Below are 16,998 nucleotides of genomic sequence, written 5' to 3' on the forward strand. Positions count from 1 at the left end.
TGCCCAAAGTGAATATTCTAGATATCCCCGTCCTCTGAGCATTTACAAACTCAGCATTGATTAACCCCCTGCTAAACTGGGAATGGATTTTTGAGATAATGTTTTAGAAAGTTAGGGGATAGTTGGCACTAAGGCTGAGGTTGCTAGTACAAATGATCTTAAAACTCGGAGCTTGAATTTCATTGACTACTTTAATCACACTATGGCGAAACCATTCTTCAATAATGCTGCTTGTCCAAACTGTACATTCTTGAAATGTTGCACATAAATCCCAAAGTGATAATTTCATGCTCGCTCTGCATGATGTATTAAGCTTAACAACTGGTTGCTATTTTATAGTGTCTCTTGTGTCTACTTGTGTTTTACAAGCCCATAACTGTGCGATAATGAGCCTCAATTTGCGCGACAGTTTCAGACTTGCGCTTTGTCTCCCATTGACTGCGATTAAATAATTCTTGCCGCAATTCATCAACATTAATTGTGGTAACTTTGCTATCGGCAACAATTTGCTTACCATTTACCCAAGCACTATTAACAACATTCGTGGGACGGCCTAAGACTAATAAGCCAATGGGATCTGTTCGCGGTAGTAATGATAAATTAGTGAGGTCATAAAGTACCAAATCTGCTTGTTTGCCCACAGTAATAGAACCGAGTTTGTCTGCTATATTCAGTCCCTTTGCGCCTCCCAAAGATGCCATTTCTACTGCTTGTCTGGGCGTAATCCAGTGTTGATAATCTGAGTCTGTAATATTATGTAAGATAGAACCCATTTTGATGGCTTCTAGCAAATCTTGAGAGTCATTACTAGAAGCACCATCACAACCAAAAGTTACATTTACCCCAGCTTGGCGATATTTTAAAATTGGGGCAATGCCACTGCCTAAACGCAAATTACTTAAGGGATTATGAACAACTGTAGATTGAGTTTCGGCGAGAATGGCGATATCAGCATCATTTAACCAAACGCAATGAGCAAGTGAAGTTTTATTGCTCAAAAACCCGATTCTTTTCAAATGTTCCACAGCAGTACAACCGTACTTTTCTTGAGCGAGTTTTTCCTGTGCCCTGGTTTCGAGCAAATGGGAGTGACGACAAAGATTATAGCGATCGCTTAACTCAGTACACCCCTGAAATAAAGCATCAGTACACAATTGAATCCCCGTTGGTGCAACTAAAATATTTACACCCTCATCTGGGCGATGATATTGTCGCACCGCCTCTTCGATAATTTCCAGTGTTGCCGTAGTTGAGCGAAAATAAGGTTCATGAGTTTGGGCTGATTCCCCAGATGGCATACCTGCCGTGAGGGATTCATCTTGAATTAGGGGGGCGATAAAGGCGCGAATTCCCACTTCTCTGTAAGCGCGAGTGGCAATGGCGATCGTTTCTAACTCAAGTCCGGGAATTAACACCAGGTGATCTACTACACTCGTCCCGCCGGAAAGTAGGGTTTCCACCGCAGTCCCCAAAGCGCTGAGATAAACTTGTTCGGGATCGAGGGGGGCAAAATCATACAGTTCCGCCAACCATAATTCTAAAGGGAAAACTGACATGATCCCGCGCTGCCACATCTCTGATGAGTGGGTGTGGGCGTTGAAAAAGCCAGGTAGTAATAGCTTATTTTTGCCATCTATGGCAGTGCCAATTACTTGTAAATTGGGGGCGATCGCAGCTATTGCCCCATCTACAATCTGTACATCTACCGTTGCATAATCATCACCGGCGGCAATCAAAACATTCTGGATAGTGAAATTCACCATATTTAACCTTGATTAAGTAATCGTATTTTCAACTGAATTTCAAGTTACAAAATAGAAACTGGTGTTGGGTATTGCAATTTTATGAATTTACCATTACGAACATTGGGAGTTGCACCAAATGCGTGGACAGTGAATGATGCGATCGCAGATATCACTCGTCTTCAAAAGACCCCACAACCCGTTATTTTATCAACAGAAACTAAAACCCTGCGCCTAGACTTGGCAAAAGCTGCTATCCTCGTCATTGATATGCAAAATGACTTCTGTCACCCTGATGGCTGGTTAGCGCATATCGGTGTAGACGTAACTCCAGCGCGTCAGCCTATTGAACCTTTGAACAACTTACTTCCAGAACTGCGTGAGGCTGGTGTTCCGGTAATTTGGATAAATTGGGGAAATCGTCCCGACTTGCTCAATATTAGTGCTAGTTCGCGCCACGTCTATAATCCCACAGGGGAGGGTGTGGGATTGGGCGATCCACTGCCAAGCAATGGTGCTAGAGTACTCATGGCAGGTAGTTGGGCGGCAGCAGTAGTAGACGAACTAGAACAGATTCCCGAAGATATTCGTGTGGACAAATATCGCATGAGTGGATTTTGGGATACGCCTTTAGATAGTATCTTGCGGAATCTGGGAAGGACAACATTATTTTTTGCTGGTGTTAATGCCGATCAATGTGTGCTGACTACTTTATGTGATGCCAGCTTCTTAGGATATGACTGCGTGTTAGTTAAAGACTGTACCGCTACCACTTCTCCTGAATATTGTTGGCTGGCGACATTGTACAATGTCAAACAATGCTTCGGATTTGTCACTGACTCGCAAGAGATTTTAACAGCGCTGCAAAAGGGTGAGGAGTCAGGAGAGACGCGATTAATCGCGTCTGTACAAGAGTGAGGAGTTAATATTCAGGACTCGGATTTTAGGAATTTTCATACCCATCGATAACTTCAGAGGGGATAAATAAATGTACGCTACTCGTTGTGTAATTCCAGTTATCAAATCTAGCAAAGATTACCAAGTATATCGCATCAGTCCCGATGCCTCTAATCGATTAGCAATTATCTTCGATTCAACAAGTGCTAATACTTCTTTGACTTGCTGCATAGAAATTTTTGATGTTGGTGGACAAACACCCCCAAATCGCCATCAGTGGGCGGTGGAAATGTTTTTCGTCCTCAAAGGGGAAGGGATGGCCATCTGTGACGGCAAGAGTGCCACAATCAAAGCTGGAGATAGTTTATTAGTGCCTCCCACTGGTACTCATTTGATTAAAAATACTGGTTCTACTCGCTTGTACACGTTGACTGTGATGATTCCCAATGAAGATTTTTCGGAATTGATTCGCAGTGGTATTCCGTCGGAGTTAGATGAAGAAGATATGGCAGTACTAGGGAGATTTGATGCTTTGATGCCTTGTTAAAGATATTTGAAACCTCTCTCTAAATTAGGACTTACGCACTGTACAAAAGAATCATGTTGTGTATCAAGGTAAATACGTCGTTTCAGGTTTTTGTTAATCATTCTTTGATGGTAAATAGACCCACGCTGTAGGGGCACAGCATTGCTCATTAGTGTCAACTTAACGTAAAAGTCATGTCCCGCAAGGAACTGAAGTTCCTTGCTAATAGCTCAAGTCATCTAAAGATGACTAAATAAATCTAAAAAATCTTTAGTCTACTTCAGTAGACTTTAGCTATTAGCCCTGAAATTCATTTCTGGGCGGGTAATGATTTTCACTTTTTTATCTTTACATGGTTTAGAACCTGAACGGTAATCCCCCGAAGCTCATGTAGGGCTGGGTTTATAGCCAACGAACCGCACTATCTAGCCCTTAATAACTGCACGAAAGTGTTACTCACGGTATTGTCTTTGGTGTCGGCGGCGTATTGAATCAATTCTTCCCGCAGTTTTTTGGCTGCATCTATCTCAAGTAAGGTTGCTAGCAAGAAATAAACGCCACGAAATCGGGGGTCGCCCATTCTATCAACTAATAATCCTTCGGCGGCATCAGTTTCGCCGAGAAAGTTTTGCACTAAGAAGAAATCCATGATTTTATCGTGGCGGAAGTACCATTCTTTCTGGGCTTCGCCTTTTTTATCTTGCCACTGACGGCTGATATCATGTCCGGCTAATTAATTATGATTCCCAAATCTATGCAGAAAGTCTAAAAACCCCTCCCCTCTGCTCCTCTGCTCCTCTGCCCCTCTGCGGTCTTAATGATAAGTCTTTAAACGGACATGATATGACTACCATTTTGTATTTCTCGTCTGACAAAGACATGGCAACTTGGTGAAATTCATCGGCGGGTAAGGCTTGTTTGTCTTCGAGTCGCATTTGGTAGACGGCGGCTGAGAATTTCTTTAAGGGAAATTCTTGATTCCATTCTTTGAGGTATTCTGCCGCCATTAAATTGTATTGCTGTTCTTGCAGGCGAAACAAGTTAGGGTGTTTGCCTTGTGATAACATCAGCGCTACCACAGTTAGATCCATTGGATTGGAAAGAATTCGGCGGACAGCATCTAACTCTTCTTTGGCTTGTTGTTGGAAGACTTCTGTTAAATAATTGGTGCAGGCTTTGGCGTAATCAGCACCTTGAATTTTGGCATCTTGGGGTAGTCGCGGCTGACGGGATATCAAAAACTCTTGAATTTGTTGTTGCTCAAGGGGCTGCAATTTATATATCTTGGCTGTTGAGGGTGGTGTCCACTCTAGGGGCTGGGTAGTCATTATAATGTTGCCCCGGAAATAGCTTTCGACGAACTGGCAGATTTTAGCCCGTGTTTCGGCGGTGACTTCGTTGAGTCCGTCGATGCAGATATCTATCGCGCCACTGTAAATCAGGTTTTTCAGGAAGCTAGCATCTTGGGCTTGTCCGTGTAGCTTGTCTTGAATTGCCTCAATTACGCCTTTATGACATTTCTGGGCGGGGAGATAAACGACAATGCGCTCTTGATTTTTCAATAAATGGCGGAGAAACATCGACTTGCCTAAGCCGGAATCTCCTTCTAAGATAATTTGTCCTTGAATACTGGGTAAGGCTGCGGTAATTGGCTGGATGTCTCCTGAAGTGGGGATTTTGACTTTAGATTCTGGGAAGTATGATTGGTCATAAAAATTATCTAAGCCGGCATCGGCTAATAGGGAAGGTTTGAAGGGTTCAAATAATTTGCGGCGGAAGGGGGGAAACCAGGTGAGGAGAAAGCCGACGTAGCCCACGCCGAGAATCCGGCGTACCCAAGGGTTCCAGAAGAAGATGGCTTGGACTTGGGGAAATTTGGGGTAGGCAAAGATCAGGGCTAGCCAAAAGACAGCGTGAATCAGGATGGTCTTTCCAGAACGGACAAACCACTGCCACACCTCCAGTTTATCTATTGCTGACTGCACTGCATCAGCATTGGTGGAGTTGACTTTTGTGAGGTTGCTGTGATGAGTTTGCAGTAAACCAATATCCTGTAATTTCCAAGAAACATTTTTCTTGGCGGCAACTTCGGAAATTTGCTTGGCTAAGTCGTTGCGTAAGCGTTCTAGTCCTTGGCTGTTATTCCAAGTTTGCAGAAATACGTTGAGGATTTTGATGCCTTGATCATGTGAGGGTTTGTCAGGAGTTGCTTGAGGAGAGCCGAGCCATTTCAATAAAGTTTTCACTTCCTCAGTGCCACCGCCCAGGAAATAGGTTAGAAAACGCAAATTTAAGTATTCTGAATTACCAGGCTCATAAATATTATTCAGAATTACAACAACCTCCTTTAACTCCAGTTTTCTGATATTCGCTAATGCCGATGCCGCACCTGAACGAACGTAGGCGGGAACCTTTTCATCCTTGAGGAAATTGAGGATGTCAGGGACATACTTGGCTGCGGCGTCTCCCAAGTTGCCCAATGCCGATGCCGCACCTGAACGAACGTTGGCGGGAACCTTTTCATCCTTGAGGATATTGTCAGCTTTTTGAGCAAAATACTCTGATTTGTTGCCCAAGGATTTTAAATCTTTGAGATTATATTTAACTAATTGGTTGAGAGCATATCCCTTAACTTGGTCTTGTCCATCATCAAGGGCTGCTAATATACCGTTAATCTGCCAATCTTGGGGTTTGGGTTTAGGTTTTTCTTTGGCGCTTACCAAAGGTAGACAAAAAAGGAAAGAAAGGATAAAGGCTAAAGCATAAAGGATAAAACGAGAAGGCTTGCTGCGGTGGCGGGGAGTTGTTACCATGTTTGGAGCAAGGTGGCAGATTACACGCGGTTATGAGTATAATAACAACCTTGCAATCCGTAATTCCTGATTGAGAATGCAATTTGGTAGCAACAAGTGGTAGGCGATCTGCATTCACAAGTATAAAAGACTCGTCCACGAGTATCAAAGACTCTCGCACGAGTATTAAAGACTCGCTCACGAGTATAAAAGACTCGTCCACGAGTATCAAAGACTCGCTCACGAGTATAAAAGACTCGCTCACGAGTATAAAAGACTCGTCCACGAGTATCAAAGACTCGTCCACGAGTATCAAAGACTCTCGCGCGAGTATTAAAAACTCGCTCACGAGTATCAAAGACTCGTCCACGAGTATTAAAGACTCATTCACCAGTTGACAAAATCAAAAGAGGAAAAGAAAAGGAATTAAATCTCGCTTTAACTTTTCCCCTTTGACTCTTCCGGTATCTTTGGCAAGATTTTCAGTCTATGAACCAGAGTTAGTTTTAGCAGGTTTACTTCTAATAGCTTTAAAACGATCGCCTAACTGTTCGGCAAGACTTTTTAACCCTGGAGTTTTCTTAGCAGCAGTCTTGACGTAATCGTAAACTGTCAAACTGCTGCCCATTGCTTCGCTGCCAACTGCCATTAAGGTATCATCTACTTGTTCTGTCAGTTGTCGCAATCCAATCAAAAGCTCAGTAAGTGTGATTGCTAATTGATAATCCCGCACAAATTCATCTACATCAAAGCTGGCTGGGAGAATTTCTCGGTTAGACTGGGCCGCAGTCAGGCTGGTATTGACGAAAGCTAGGCTTTTATCGCCCATTTTAAATAACTTGCGTCGTTCTTCCACACTCAGGGTAACGAGAAAAGGCATCTTTGCTTGGATAGTCGCAAAGGCTGCTTTAATTTCTTGGATATCTGCTGGGGAAAGGGAGGCGGTAATGTTTTGGTATGCCATTGGTTATTTACCGTGGTGAATCTGTTTGTTATGATTCCCACTGGTAAATGCGATCGCACAGTATTTAAGGAAGGGGGAGTAGGGAAATTAACCTCTCTGGTGTACATACAAATCGAATTACCCCCCTTAATCCCCCCTTGGAAAGGGGGGAAACCAGAAAATCTAGTTCCCTCCCCTTGGAAAGGGGAGGGTTAGGGAGGGGTAAAACTTACGCTTCAAGTCAGTTTACCGAATAATTTCCTTAACAACGCCAACAAAGCGTTCCATGTCAGCTTGGGTAATGGCTCCCATTGTCGAGACTCGGAAGATAGATTGAGCTAAATTTCCCTGTCCAGAATAAATGATATAGTTTTGTGCTTTCAGTTGGTCGTGAAATTCCTCATAGCTGAAACCATTTGGCAAGTAGTAGGCATTCAGAACAACCGATGAACTACCAAGAGGAAGTAGGGGTTTAATTCCGATTGAGGCTAACCCATCTCTGACTAAGCTGGCAAGTTGGTTATAACGGCTATGTCTGGCACGCCAACCCCCTGCTTCTACCATTTCTTGCAAAGCTTCTGTTAAGGCATAAAATGTTTGTATTGATTGCGTAAAAGGTGTGCCACCTCGATCCTGTTGCTGGCAATAGGTTCCTAAATCTAAATATAAGGTGCGGGGGATGGTATCTACTGACGGCAGTGCATCCCGTTGCAGGATGACAAAGGACGTTCCGGGGACGCCATGCAGACATTTATTGGCTGTCGCAGCGCAAGCGGTGATTCCCCACGCTTCAAAATTTAGTTCTTCAGCACCAAAACTGCTGACTCCATCTACTAGTAATTTGATGCTGCGTTCCTGACAAATTGGCGCAAGTTCCGCTAAATTATTTAGGCGACCGGTAGTAGTTTCATGATGGACGATCGCAAGGTGGGTGATGTCGGCGTTTTCATCCAGAAGTTTGACTAAAGCTTTGATATCTATTTCGCCATCCCAAGGATGGGAAAGTGCGATGTAATTAATGCCGTGGATTTTGGCGATTTTGGATAGTCGTTCGCCATATACACCGTTTTCAATTACCAGCAATTTCCCGTTTGTGGGTACTAAACTGCTAATCATCGCTTCCATCGCTGCGGTACCAGAACCAGTAAGGAGAACTGCTGCCCAGTCGCTTCCAAGACCATAAACTTGAAGTAGCTGTTCGCGGATTCTGCTTTGAAGTTGAGAAAATTCCACTTCACGGTGACACAAATCGGGACGCAACAGGGCATTTCTGACGCGATCGCTCAAATTTACGGGGCCGGGATTTAGTAAAATCATTTTGTCATTTGTCATTGGTCATTGGTCATTAGTCATTGGTCATTGGTCATTTGTCATTAATAAATGAAGAGTTTGTACCTTGAATTTATTAACTACGAATTAGGAATTACAAGGTCAGAACCAATATGTTTCATGAAGCGTTGCAAAACTGCTTCTGGGGTGAGGTTGGGTCTGGGTAGCTTTTCTAAAGTTCCGGGACGGATTTTTAAATGAGCGAATTTCGGTCTAGTGTTAGCATCTGCGGTAAATAAGGCATCTAAAAGGGCTGGATCGTCTCCGGCTAATGTAACCCCATAACCGCAGGCTTCGGCAATTTTGGCAAAGGAGATACCCGCAGAAACGGTGGCTTGTGCGCCTGTAGAATCGTGGACTTCATTATCTAAAAGAATATGGGTCAAGTTGGCACCACCATAAGTGCCAATAGTCGCAAAATTACCCATCCGCATTAATGCTGCGCCATCGCCATCAATTACTACTACCTTGAGGTCTGGACGTGCTAAGGATAGTCCCAATCCCATTGAGGAAGCGCAGCCCATCGAGCCGACCATATAAAGATGATTAGCGCTGTCTTTACTAGCAAAGAGTTCGCGTCCCGTGTATCCAGTGGTGGCAATTACTACAGTGTTTTCGGGATCGATGAGTTCCACAATCCGAGCTAATGCTTCGCTGCGAGAAATGCGTTGTTCTTTGTTATCCCGAAAAAAGCTTTGCTGAATATGAGCGCTATTACTATTTTCTCGTTCGGGGATAGAAGAACGGGTAAGTGCATGGGGGGCGATCGCTCCTTTACGCATAATTAGAGCATAAGGACAGCGTTCTTGCTGCATATAGGCTGTGGCTCTTTGCAGAACGGGTTCTATTTCTGCTACGTCTGTGGGAAAAAATTCCCAAGGTATAGTCATTGTTTGCAGCAATTTATCTGTGATTTGCCCCATTAATTGATGTTGCGGTTCATCTTGCAATAGGCGATCGCCTCGCAGGGTACAAATCAGCAGCAGTGGAATCCGAAAGATATAAGTGAGGGAGGTTAGCGGGTTAACTGCATTCCCCAAACCAGAATTTTGCATCATCACCACGGCTGGTTTTCCAGCAATTGCTGCTCCAGCTGCGATCGCTACAGCATCTCCCTCATTGGCTGCGGAGATATATCTAAGTTGAACGTCATTGATGACGTAGTTAATAAAAGGCGTGAGAAAAGAACAGGGTACGCCAGTGTACCACCCAAAGCCCAGATTACGCGCAGCTTCTACAAATTCCTCTGCCTGAATCATAATTAAAAATCTACAGTAATTTTTGAGATAGGGAGAGACGCGATTAATCGCGTACTGGAGAATTGAGAAAAAAGATTATTACTTCGACCTTAAAACTCGAAACCTCAACCTTAGAATAACGTGAGGTGGCATCATTTTAACTGGCCAGATTCGCGTGAAGTGTTGAGCTTTGTAGGTGATAAATGGAGTGTATTGATTGTTGTTATACTCAGTGATGGGTCACTGCGCTTCAATGAGTTACGCCGACGCATTGATGGCATTTCTCAGCGGATGCTTACCCGTACATTACGCGAGTTGGAACGTAATGGGTTAATCACACGGACTGTTGAGCCAACCGTACCGCCCAGCGTTTATTATGAGCTAACAACCCTGGGACAAACGCTGCTAGAACCAGTTAAGGCGCTTGTAGTATGGGTGCAGACAAACTATCCCCAAATCACTCTGGCGCAGGAGAAATTCGATCGGAATATGGCTCTTTAAGTAAGTTGGCGTGAAAAAACCAAAGTATGTAAAGATAAGTAAATACGGAGAATGCATCTACCGAGGTGACTAAGACACAATACAGTTCAGTTAAGAAATTTATCCGTTGAGGCAGGCAGGGGGAGCAGGGGATGCAGGGGAACACCCCACAAACCCTAGCAGTTGATGATTTTAGAGTGCTAATAAAGATTAAAAAACATAGTTGAAATAGTTTTTTATGTTTTTTAATCACATGAAGCCTAAAATGTCAATTCTACCCCTTGGCTCAGTATAGTAATTTTGAACTTATTCGTGCTTTGGGTGAACCCCAAAACTACTGTGTAAATGGGTTTGAGATGCGCTTAACCTGACTACGCTTGGATAATAAAATCAGATGCCTTGAGAATTGGCGCACCAGTTAGAGTCACAAATAGACCACCGTTGCCGAAACCAGCCGTGCTGCCATTTTCGTTGTAGAACAACTGCCCACTCACAGGATCGTAGACAATTTTCGCCGTGCTAGTCCCCGCAGAAGAAGTGATTTCAAAATCATTCTCGTTACTAAAACCTATTCCCGGAACAGAAGTAATTGTATTAAAGGTAGCCTTATCCAGTACAATCTTGTCACTTTGTGCAGTGGCTGCAAAAAATACACCGTAGAACCCACTAATACTATCTAGACCAACATCAGCGCTGTTAAAAACAGCATCAGTATTGTAAAGGAATTTGTCAACACCCTCACCACCTGTGAGTACGTCATTGCCAGCACCGCCAACCAGAGTATCATCGCCAGCACCACCGATGAGGGTATCATTACCAGTTCCACCCCGCAGCAAATCATTGCCACTATTGCCGTTGATGATGTCATCACCTCCCTGACCATTAATCACATCGCCAGAGTTGTTAAAACCCGTAATGTTATTGTTAAGGTCATTGAGAAATGTAACGCTGTTCGGGTTAAATAAGTCAGTTTGAGTGGAGTTGGCATCAAAGACATCAAAACTGTCAACGATGCCCCTCTGGTTATCAAACAGGATATTGCCAATAGCTGGACTGCTATCAGATACTGGTAAATTATTCAAGTTTTCTAACAGGAAGTTTTCTAGAATGATTTTGGTATTGCTTGTATTTTCAAAAGTGACTTCTAGATTGTTGCCATTTTGATTTAATAGCAGATTTTTAGCAGTCAATCCGAATCTAGTAAAATCCAAGGTATCAACTTCAGCAATTACCGCCGCTGATGGATTTGAATCAATACCTACGCCGCCAAAGTCGGTTATGGTGTCAATGCCATCGCCTCTTGAGAAGATGAATTTGTCTCGACCACCATTACCAGTGAGCTTGTCGTTACCAGCTTTGCCCTCGATGATGTTGTTGTTGGGTGTGCCGATGAGGATATCTGCGCTACTTGTGCCTGCGATCGATTTCTGGACAAAACCCAAAGTGGTGGTTGCGACTGCACTGGTGTTACTCACATCTTGTCCGTCATCGACGACAAACTCAATTGTGGTGTTAACAGTGGTAGCTGTACTGTTGTAGGTAACGCTGCTCAGGACTTGTCGATAATTGGCAATGGTATCCGTGCCACTAAGGGTGAGAGTGCCTGTGCTGGGGTTGTAGGCAGCGGTGATGTTGCCGATGGCAGTGGCATTAAGACTTTCGGCTGTGCCATTCAAGAGATTGGTAATGGTGATGGTGGCACCAGCTAGGGTAGTGCCGTTGTCGCCCAAGGTGAAGTTGCTATCGATAATGGAGACGGGAGTGCCGCTAAAGGTGGTGCTAAAATCAATACCCTGTGAGTTGCCGTTGAGGTCGAGAACGGGGGCGCGGTTGCCAAACACCACATAGGTTTGCCCTGAATTGGTGCCGTTGGAACTGGCATTTGGTGTCCCGATAATCAGGTCGTCAATACCGTCGCCGTTGATATCTCCAGCACTGCCAAGAGAGTAGCCCGAACGGTCATCTGAATTGATACCGTTGATGGCAAAGCCATTTGTGCCGTTGAAGGTGGAGAGGTTGAGTTGGGCAGCAAAACCCTCCTTGCTGCCAAACACCACGTAGCTTTGCCCTGAATTGGTGCCGTTGGGACTGGCATTTGGTGCCGCGATAATTAGGTCATCAATACCGTCGCCGTTGATGTCTCCAGCACTGCTAACAGAGTTGTTGAATAAGCCGTCACCTTTATTGAAGCCGTTGATGACGAAGCCGTTATTGCCGTTAAGGGTGGAGAGGTTGAATTGGGCAGCAAAGGGGGTTTTGCTGCCAAACACTACGTAGCTTTGCCCTGAAGAGGTGCCGTTGGGACTGGCATTTGGTGCTGCGATAATCAGGTCGTCAACACCGTCGCCGTTGATGTCTCCGGCACTGCTAACAGAGTTGCCTGAACGGTCATCTGGATTGATGCCGTTGATGGTGAAGCCCGACGTGCCGTTAAGGGTGGAGAGGTTGAGTTGGGCAGCAAAACTTTTCTTGCTGCCAAACACCACGTAGCTTTGCCCTGAAGAGATGCCGTTGGGGCTAGCATTTGGTGCCCCAATAATCAGGTCGTCAACACCGTCGCCGTTGATGTCTCCGGCACTGCTAACAGAGTTGCCTGAATGGTCATCTGGATTGATGCCGTTGATGGCAAAGCCCGACGTGCCGTTGAGGGTGGAGAGGTTGAGTTGGGCAGCAAAGGGGGTTTTGCTGCCAAACACCACGTAGCTTTGCCCTGAAGAGGTGCCGTTGGGAGAGGAAAAGGGTGCCCCGATAATCAGGTCGTCAACACCGTCGCCGTTGATGTCTCCGGCACTGCTAACAGAGATGCCTAAGGAGTCATATTCATTGATGCCGTTGATTGCAAAGCCCGACGTGCCGTTGAGGGTGGAGAGGTTGAATTGGGCAGCAAAACTTTTCTTGCTGCCAAACACCACGTAGCTTTGCCCTGAAGAGTCGCCATTGGGGGAGGCACCATTTGCCCCGATAATCAGGTCGTCAATGCCGTCGCCGTTGATGTCTCCGGCACTGCTAATAGAGTTGCCTGAGAAGTCATTTGGATTGATGCCGTTGATGGCAAAGCCCGACGTGCCGTTGAGGGTGGAGAGGTAGAATTGGGCAGCAAAACTTTTCTTGCTGCCAAACACCACGTAGCTTTGCCCTGAATTGTCGCCGTTGGGGTCGGCACCATCTGCCCCGATAATCAGGTCGTCAATGCCGTCGCCGTTGATGTCTCCGGCACTGCTAATAGAGTTGCCTGAACGGTCATCTGGATTGATACCGTTGATGGCAAAGCCCGACGTGCCGTTGAGGTTAGACAAGTTGAAAACTGAATTTGCCATGAGTTCGTCCTTTTGTTTTGAAAACTAAAATTTTGATGTTTGGAACTCCAAGTTTAGTGTTTGGAACTCGAAGTTTCCTATCCTGAACTCGGAATTTGGTATTCCAAACTTGAAGTTTAAGCTACTCGGCATTTAAGTTGCATGAAGGTAGGGGCTGGAGCCGCTTACTACAAGCGAATCATTCTGGAAAAATAAATGACGATTAGCTTAATGTTCTGTTGTGGAAGTTTGGTGTTCCAAGCGGATTACGCTGATGCGATCGCTTGTTGGTGTTACTGCTAACTCTGAGTGTGCCAGAGTTGGTAACTATGGGATTGCTTTATACCACCTGGAGCGCCCTTGGTTTATTGTTGGGAAGCTTCTATGGCCCCATTTTGGGGTTGACAGTTGTTGGACTACTGTTGCCGATATTAGCTATTAGCTTGGATATAAGCCAATACGACTCAGTTAAGCCTGAAACTCAGGTAAAGTAAGCATTATTCCCAAGTATGAAAATTAACTGTGTACTTCTGAAGGATTTCTCATTGTTGTCTCCAATGATACAAGGTAGCTATTTGCTGAAAGCGATTGCTGACCTGATTCTATTCCACTGTTTCTGCCGATTTTACTTGTTCGTCTCAAAGATATCAAATTGGTTATATACAAGAATTCTCCTCTGCACCCCTGCTCCCCCGCTCCCCCAGAGCGGCCGCATCATGTTATAAGCAAACTCTATGACTCATACTTATCAAGCTACTTTACTGCACAAAGAGTTTGCCCAACCGCTGAATGTAGTTATTTTGGTTAAAACCAATCTGAAAACTAATGCACGGAGTCACATAATTCTATTTTATAGCGACCTAACTTTGTCAGATGAGAAGATCGTTGACTATTACAAATTGCGTTTCCAAATTGAATTTAATTTTCGTGATGCCAAACAATTTTGGGGAAATGGGTACGGAAAACTCACGCCATCATCAATCTGATAGTTTTCTTGTTGTTTGCTTTTCAAGCACTATCAGGTGTGGCGATCGTCCAACAAATTTTGAGTTTTAAGCCTTAGAATTTTTCTTACATTTCAAAGCCTCCCTCTGAAAGAGCAAGAGGCTTTGAAGCAGAGTTTTTTAGTATGCTTTAAAACTTTCCAAGCATCCTCTTAGAACTCCCTAATCCCCACTCTCTATTGCTTCAATTGAAAAGCAAGGTCAAGATCGTCTAAAGAATTAACATCTAACCAGTTACCGCGAATATAAAGCACCTTGATCGGTTTTCCTTGCTCGATTAAATAATTGCATAATTCTGGCAAACCTAAACTGTTGAATTCCGGTCGCTTTTGCAACTCATTGAGTGCTTCACTTAGCCACTGTCTACCTTGACTCCGCAAACGCAGCATCCCAATCCAACGCCCGCTAGATTTCCCTAATTGCGTTTGTGTGGTTTTAGAAATGTTCAACAGGTTGACATCCTGTCCAAACAAAGAAAGGTCATCTGGAATTGAGCAATAGGCGTAGTCAGGCGAACCACTAACAGACTTGTTGTTGGCCACAGAATCAACCACAGCGACAATTTCTCCGGGACATTCTAATAAATCACGCAGGATGTAGCTTCTAAATAGTAAATCACCGTAAAGTACCAGCATCTCATCGCCGAAACTGGTTTGAGCGCAGGCTAAGGAGGCTAATTCTCCTGTTGTTTCATAATCTGGGTTGCGGATGATTTTAGTCCCCACAACATCTATAGTTTCTGCTTTGTAACCTGCAACAACGGTAATATCGTTGATGGCAAGTTTTTTGAATTTATCCACCAACAACCTGAGCAGTGGTTTACCTCCAAGGGGTAACATCACTTTTGGTTTATCTTCCGTCAACCCTGCTAATTCTTGTCCTCTGCTAGCAGCCAAAACGATCGCTTGGGTGTGCTGGCGTCCGTTGCTAAAGTAGCGTTTTTCAGCTTCTATGAGTTCATCCGCACCCTGTAGCCGGAAAATTTCCTTCACAGGCGCGATATCATCTTCAATGTTGATTAAAGTTTCGCTGGCTTTGACTTCGCGAGCGATCGCTTGCATACTAGCAACAGCAGCTCGAATCAGATGGTTTGCCCAGATGACCAAATTAACTTCAGCTTTGCGAAAAACATCGGTAGGCGTGCTGTAATATTTAGTCGGTATAATCACTAACGGGGAACGACCGGCCCATTCTTTGGCAAAGGCTAGCACTTGGTCAGGACGCGATGATTTACTGTGAATCAGGATGGCGGTTGCTCCGGCTGCGTGGTAAGCTTCAGCTCGGCGCATTGCCTCTGAGATATCCCACCCGGCTATCAAAGCTTCGAGTCGGGCGACGATGCAAAAATCTGGATCTGTCTGACTATCCTTACCTGCCTTAATTTTGCCGCAGAATTCATCAATATCAGCCAAAGCTTGGCGACTACCGTTGATGAAACTATTGGTTTTGGGAAAAAGCTTATCTTCAATACAGACTCCAGCAATACCTCGCTGTTCTAACTTCTTCACCAGGCGACGCATATTATTAAAGTTGCCATAACCAGTATCCCCATCTAACAAAATGGGAATGCTGGTGACATCAGACATGAACTCCAGCATTTCTACAACTTGAGTCCAGCTGGCTTCATTATTATCTCGAACGCCATATTGAGCCGAAAGGGCTAATCCACTCGCCCAAATTCCTTTAAATCCAGCCTCTTCCACAATGCGGGCGCTAATCCCATTGTGAGCTTCCATGATGAAGTCGAGTTGAGGTGATTCTAGTAATACCCGCAATTGGGCACATTTATTTAATTTTGCAGCGGTGTCAATGGGTGCAAATATTTGATGCATTTATTCTGCTTTTCTCAACCTATATAATATAGCGGTTCTCACAGACCTAACCCCCCAACTCCTTAAGAGTAAGGGAATGGGAGTAAGCCTCAAAGCCTTTCTCCTTTTAGGAGAGAGGTCATGTAATGCATCCAAACCGAAACCTTCAGATATTTTCTGCAACTTCTATCTGAGGTAAAATCTCATTTTGGGCACGTTGAATATCCTGGGGAAAATCGATTTCGAGCCAAGGTAATCCAGTGATGTCTTCATAACCAAATGTTTCTGGAGTTTCTAATAGCAGATCCCGAATTACTTCTTCATAAGGTTCATTATCCAGTCCGTCTGCAACATACTGTTCTGTGCGAGTAGCAAGACGTTGAGCAACAGCACTTCCAAAACGAAAGAATCCCACAGACTCGCCAATCAAATCATAAGTTAAACCAAGAGCTACTTGTTTGCGAAACTCCACTAGATAACTATCTCTAACACAAAGCTTCACGGGTTCATCTCCCGGTTCAAAATCCCGATCTAGTAAAAAGCTGTTGGAGATATTTGTCTTTACCAGTCGTTCGATGATGTGGCGATCGCACAACACATCTGCATCCATTAATAATATATCATCGCCACCAACTAAATGCTGACGTAAAGTCCAAAGGCTAATAACACTACCTTTAGTGTAGTCAGGATTATAAACTGTAGTAACCCAATTTTCTGCTTCCAGCGCTTTGATTTCCTCTTGAATTTTTTGTGCTTGGTAACCCACAGCAATTACTACTTCGTCAATCTGGTAATGACGGAGATAGTTCAAATGGCGCTCTAATAGAGATTTGCCGTTAAATTTCAGTAAGCATTTGGGTTGAATTTGCCCATCTTTACCTAAGCGTTTTCCAACGCCAGCAGCTAATATAATTGCCTTCATCGTCAAGTCACCAACAAA

At 44.3% G+C, this 16,998-nt stretch carries 12 protein-coding genes and 3 pseudogenes; 6 read left to right on the forward strand and 9 right to left on the reverse strand.

The annotated features are described in order from the left end of the window. Positions 1-103: 103 nt before the first annotated feature. Complete coding sequence (locus V7L01_RS11765; RefSeq protein ID WP_335034877.1) at positions 104-289, reverse strand: hypothetical protein; 186 nt, start codon at positions 287-289, stop codon at positions 104-106. Between the two features lie 73 nt (positions 290-362). Next, a complete protein-coding gene (locus V7L01_RS11770; protein WP_335034989.1) occupies positions 363-1,760 on the reverse strand; it encodes an amidohydrolase in 1,398 nt (465 codons plus the stop codon). Positions 1,761-1,844: 84 nt separating this feature from the next. Here V7L01_RS11770 and V7L01_RS11775 point away from each other — a divergent pair, with 84 nt between their 5' ends. Beyond that, on the forward strand, positions 1,845-2,660 hold the full coding sequence (locus V7L01_RS11775; RefSeq protein ID WP_335034879.1) for a cysteine hydrolase family protein: 816 nt from the start codon (positions 1,845-1,847) through the stop codon (positions 2,658-2,660). 70 nt (positions 2,661-2,730) lie between these two features. Continuing rightward, the gene (locus V7L01_RS11780; protein ID WP_335034881.1) at positions 2,731-3,186 is read left to right on the forward strand and encodes a cupin domain-containing protein; all 456 of its coding nucleotides are present in this window, start codon (positions 2,731-2,733) and stop codon (positions 3,184-3,186) included. 400 nt (positions 3,187-3,586) lie between these two features. On the opposite strand, the pseudogene V7L01_RS11790 reads toward V7L01_RS11780, so the two are convergent. From V7L01_RS11790 to aepY, 4 genes and pseudogenes are all read right to left on the reverse strand, one after another. Then, positions 3,587-5,888: pseudogene (locus V7L01_RS11790) on the reverse strand (HEAT repeat domain-containing protein). A gap of 556 nt (positions 5,889-6,444) precedes the next feature. Then, on the reverse strand, positions 6,445-6,921 hold the full coding sequence (locus V7L01_RS11795; RefSeq protein WP_335034886.1) for a hypothetical protein: 477 nt from the start codon (positions 6,919-6,921) through the stop codon (positions 6,445-6,447). 225 nt (positions 6,922-7,146) lie between these two features. After that, the gene (locus V7L01_RS11800) at positions 7,147-8,232 is read right to left on the reverse strand and encodes a 2-aminoethylphosphonate aminotransferase (RefSeq protein ID WP_335034887.1); all 1,086 of its coding nucleotides are present in this window, start codon (positions 8,230-8,232) and stop codon (positions 7,147-7,149) included. Between the two features lie 77 nt (positions 8,233-8,309). Further along, positions 8,310-9,488, reverse strand: coding sequence for a phosphonopyruvate decarboxylase (gene aepY, locus V7L01_RS11805; protein ID WP_335034888.1), 1,179 nt, complete (start codon positions 9,486-9,488; stop codon positions 8,310-8,312). 120 nt (positions 9,489-9,608) lie between these two features. Here aepY and V7L01_RS11810 point away from each other — a divergent pair, with 120 nt between their 5' ends. Continuing rightward, entirely contained in the window at positions 9,609-9,968 is a 360-nt protein-coding gene (locus tag V7L01_RS11810; protein WP_335034890.1) for a winged helix-turn-helix transcriptional regulator, read from the forward strand. A 350-nt stretch (positions 9,969-10,318) separates the two neighbouring features. Here V7L01_RS11810 and V7L01_RS11815 read toward each other — a convergent pair whose 3' ends face one another. Next, positions 10,319-13,264 (reverse strand): beta strand repeat-containing protein, encoded by a 2,946-nt coding sequence (locus V7L01_RS11815; protein ID WP_335034892.1) that lies wholly within the window; start codon positions 13,262-13,264, stop codon positions 10,319-10,321. Between the two features lie 257 nt (positions 13,265-13,521). Here V7L01_RS11815 and V7L01_RS11820 point away from each other — a divergent pair. The 3 genes and pseudogenes from V7L01_RS11820 to V7L01_RS35445 form a co-directional block, all read left to right on the forward strand. Further along, a pseudogene (locus tag V7L01_RS11820) lies at positions 13,522-13,701 on the forward strand (hypothetical protein); the annotation flags it as partial. Positions 13,702-13,980: 279 nt separating this feature from the next. Continuing rightward, positions 13,981-14,193 (forward strand): annotated as a pseudogene (locus tag V7L01_RS11825) (transposase); the annotation flags it as partial. Positions 14,194-14,237: 44 nt separating this feature from the next. After that, positions 14,238-14,306: a hypothetical protein gene (locus V7L01_RS35445; protein WP_442936964.1), complete on the forward strand. Its 69-nt coding sequence runs from the start codon at positions 14,238-14,240 to the stop codon at positions 14,304-14,306. Positions 14,307-14,423: 117 nt separating this feature from the next. Here V7L01_RS35445 and aepX read toward each other — a convergent pair whose 3' ends face one another. Then, the gene (gene aepX, locus V7L01_RS11830; RefSeq protein ID WP_335034894.1) at positions 14,424-16,079 is read right to left on the reverse strand and encodes a phosphoenolpyruvate mutase; all 1,656 of its coding nucleotides are present in this window, start codon (positions 16,077-16,079) and stop codon (positions 14,424-14,426) included. Between the two features lie 145 nt (positions 16,080-16,224). Continuing rightward, entirely contained in the window at positions 16,225-16,980 is a 756-nt protein-coding gene (locus V7L01_RS11835; protein ID WP_335034896.1) for a phosphocholine cytidylyltransferase family protein, read from the reverse strand. Positions 16,981-16,998: the final 18 nt, after the last annotated feature.

Origin of the sequence: Nostoc sp., from assembly GCF_036917095.1 — a bacterium.
Lineage (GTDB): Bacteria > Cyanobacteriota > Cyanobacteriia > Cyanobacteriales > Nostocaceae > Nostoc.